Origin of the sequence: Prosthecobacter sp. (genome assembly GCF_044378005.1) — a bacterium.
In the GTDB taxonomy this organism is placed as follows: domain Bacteria; phylum Verrucomicrobiota; class Verrucomicrobiia; order Verrucomicrobiales; family Verrucomicrobiaceae; genus Prosthecobacter.
This window is the reverse complement of sequence record NZ_JBILYB010000314.1, coordinates 1-2,923: the sequence shown is the minus strand read 5'-3', so window position 1 is coordinate 2,923 and position 2,923 is coordinate 1. Positions and strand designations below refer to the sequence as shown.

Genomic DNA, 2,923 nt, shown 5'->3' with positions numbered 1-2,923 from the left:
GGAAAAGAGGGCGGCCATTCTTGAAGATGAAGCATGGTAGCGCTGTGGTGCCGATCTACAAGGGCCGTGTCCGCAGGTGGGATTGCTACACCGTGGCCTATCACATGAACGGCAAGCGCGTGCGGCGAAACTTCGGCAGTCTCGAAAAGGCCAAAGCTGAGGCTCAGTTGATGGCCCGCAAGATTCAGGAAGGCAAATCCTCCAGCAACGATCTGACTTCTGCCCAGCGAGAAAACCACCTCGCTGCGGAACGTCTGATGGCTCCCTTCAATATGCCACTGGTGGCTGCGGTTGAGGAATACGCTCGCTGCCGACAGTTGCTCGGGGATGTGCCACTGATGGCTGCCATCCAGGAGTTCGTGCGGCGTAATCGGGGCGTGCAACTCGGGGTGAAAGTGCCGGACCTGATTGCTGAGTTTGTGAAGGCCAAGGCCGAAGACAATCTCAGCCGCATCTATCGGTTCCAACTATCTGGAAGTGTGAAACGCTTTGCGGTCGCTTTTCCTGGCGAGATTTTGACCATCAAGTCTGGTGATATTGACCGGTGGCTTCGCAGCCTCAATCACCCTCCTGTGACGCGCAATTCACTGCACCGCTGCATCAAGGTGTTCTTCTCATTCGCCAAGTCTCGTGGCTACTTGCCGCAATCGGAAGCCACGGCGGCAGAACTGGTGCCCATTGCCAAGGAGGGGGAGACGAAGACGGAAATCTTCCAGCCAGCGGAGATGACCAAGCTTCTTGCCGCAGCTTCATCGGAGGAGTTGGCGCTCCTGGCCATTGGCGGATTTGCCGGGCTGCGCATGGCTGAGATCAAACGTTTGGACTGGAAGGCGGTAGATCTGGACCGGCGAATCATCACCTTGAGGGCGGATCAGGCCAAGACGGCGTCTCGGCGAATCGTGCCGATCAGTGATAATCTGGCGGCATGGATTGAGCTATTGCCAAGAGAGGGCAAGGTGGTTGGCAAGGTTGCGCCTGATCTCACCAAGTTGGCTGAAAAGATTGGAATGGAATGGCCTCGAAATGCGCTGCGGCACTCCTACATCAGTTACCGTCTGGCCATCGTCAAAGACGCGGCGAAAGTGGCTCTGGAGGCGGGCAACTCGCCAGACATCATCTTCAAGCACTACCGCGAATTAGTCACGGAACCGGAAGCCAAGGAATGGTTCGCCATCATGCCCGCCAAGGGCTGGAGTCCACCAGAGCCCAAGAAGCCGAAAGCCATGCCCCGCCGTCCGAGGAAACTCATCGACGTCATTTTAGGCTGAGGTTCGTTGCGCAACGAGATGCAACTTTCATCGCGTCTTACGTTGGGTGGAGGATGAGAGTTGGGCAGGCGGGTCGATGAGTCGAATGAGCGCCACCACGGCATAGCCACGGGGCGTTGCTCGTTCCTGCTCCCAGTTTTCCAGCGTGCGCTTGCTGATGCCGAGGAACTCCGCAGCATCGCGCTGACTGAAAGCCTTCTTCTCACGCCACGCCTGAGGTGCACGGGCGAATTTGCGGGGAGTCACCCCTTTGGGAAGTTTCATGGACATGGGGGAGAGCTACGCAGTTAGCGGACAGGTGGCAACTCGATTGACGCACCCCAAGACACCTCCCAAACCCTGCGACCTAACCAAACCCCACGGCATCATTTGGTGATGCAAACGGATGGAACCTCGAAGCCACGGTGACGAGGCCTCCATTCATGGACCTCCCAGATCTCTTTCCCGCCAACCCCATGCAATTGCGCACGATTCGTCATTATAACTTCAGCGAGGTATCCTCTGCGATGCAGAAAGCCATCCGCCGTGGTGACGCGGCTCTGGCCGGATACTGGGCGCTGGAACTGTGGAGCAGTGGCTTTGGCAAGTATGTGTGGAAGCGCCTGCTCACCATCAGCGCGGAGGATTGCTGGGGCATCCTCACGCAGGAGGTTAAGGCGCTGCATGACAGCTACTTGGTCATCAATGACGGCATCCCGCCGAAGCAGGCCAAGGGCCGCATCTTCATCAGTAAGGCAGTCATCCTGCTGTGCCTGTCCAAAAAGAGTCGCGATCCCGATCACTTGCAGAACATGGTCTATGACCAGCAGGCGGGGCTGGATGCGGAAACGCTGGCGCAGGAACTACGTGAGAGCGGCGAATACGTGGCGATCCCGGAGTATGCCTATGACTGCCATACGCGGGAAGGCAAGAAGCGCGGGAAGACGAAGGCGGACTTCTTCAAAGCAGAGCAGGCCGCCCTGGAGCCGTTCCAGCCGGGCCTGTTTGATCACCTCATCGATGAATAGGTCTTTGAATTTTTGATCACGGATCAGACAATCGAATTTGGTGGCATCAATGGCTTCAACACTTTGCTGCGCCGGCAGTTTGCCGAGGCAAATTCATCTCGAAAGAAGCCAACTGGATCATCGACTGGTGTCAGATAGTTCCAGCGGATTTCGGCATAATGAGCCGGTGCGATGGGCACGTCTGCATCAGCTGGCCTCCATTGATAGACCTGCCATGCGTGGTATCGCAGGTATTGTGTAAGCGGACCTTGCTTGTCAGAAAGCCCTCCAAGGTATTCCGGGATGAGAGCGAGGTTGGCGAGGCGCGTATAAGAGTCCAAATCTTGGCTCCGATCCCATACGTGAGCAATGGTCCAGCCAAGAGTTGGCTGCTTGCTCTTGCCGGGAATTCCATGAGTCCACAAAAGTGCCCAGCGAGGAGTAGTGTTGTCGTCATGCATTCCAACAGTTCGATCTTCCATTTTCACCTCTTGGTAGAGTTCACGCGGATCGCGAATGGTGGGAAAAATCGCCTGATTGAACGTAAGCGTCACCGTAACGCCCATAGGAACGCGGTTGGAACGGGGCGCGTGGGGAGTCAGGGATGTCCCACGTTATGGACAACCAAATCACGATTTTGAAACGGGACGCACGCGGTCGTGTGCGCAG

At 56.7% G+C, this 2,923-nt stretch carries 4 protein-coding genes; 2 read left to right on the top strand and 2 right to left on the bottom strand.

Annotated elements, in window-relative coordinates:
* The first annotated feature begins 47 nt into the window (after positions 1-47).
* The gene (locus AC6FTP_RS26655; RefSeq protein WP_497209932.1) at positions 48-1,268 is read left to right on the top strand and encodes a tyrosine-type recombinase/integrase; all 1,221 of its coding nucleotides are present in this window, start codon (positions 48-50) and stop codon (positions 1,266-1,268) included.
* 27 nt (positions 1,269-1,295) lie between these two features.
* Here AC6FTP_RS26655 and AC6FTP_RS26650 read toward each other — a convergent pair whose 3' ends face one another.
* Complete coding sequence (locus AC6FTP_RS26650) at positions 1,296-1,538, bottom strand: helix-turn-helix domain-containing protein (protein ID WP_497209931.1); 243 nt, start codon at positions 1,536-1,538, stop codon at positions 1,296-1,298.
* A gap of 185 nt (positions 1,539-1,723) precedes the next feature.
* Here AC6FTP_RS26650 and AC6FTP_RS26645 point away from each other — a divergent pair, with 185 nt between their 5' ends.
* Complete coding sequence (locus tag AC6FTP_RS26645) at positions 1,724-2,275, top strand: hypothetical protein (RefSeq protein ID WP_497209930.1); 552 nt, start codon at positions 1,724-1,726, stop codon at positions 2,273-2,275.
* Positions 2,276-2,298: 23 nt separating this feature from the next.
* On the opposite strand, the gene AC6FTP_RS26640 is transcribed toward AC6FTP_RS26645, so the two are convergent.
* Entirely contained in the window at positions 2,299-2,820 is a 522-nt protein-coding gene (locus tag AC6FTP_RS26640) for a hypothetical protein (protein ID WP_497209929.1), read from the bottom strand.
* Positions 2,821-2,923 lie beyond the last annotated feature (103 nt).

Excerpts from the sequence above, each read along its gene's own strand:
- AC6FTP_RS26650 (WP_497209931.1), bottom strand. The coding sequence starts at position 1,538 with ATGTCCATGAAACTTCCCAAAGGGGTGACTCCCCGCAAATTCGCCCGT.
- AC6FTP_RS26645 (WP_497209930.1), top strand. The coding sequence starts at position 1,724 with ATGCAATTGCGCACGATTCGTCATTATAACTTCAGCGAGGTATCCTCT.
- AC6FTP_RS26640 (WP_497209929.1), bottom strand. The coding sequence starts at position 2,820 with ATGGGCGTTACGGTGACGCTTACGTTCAATCAGGCGATTTTTCCCACC.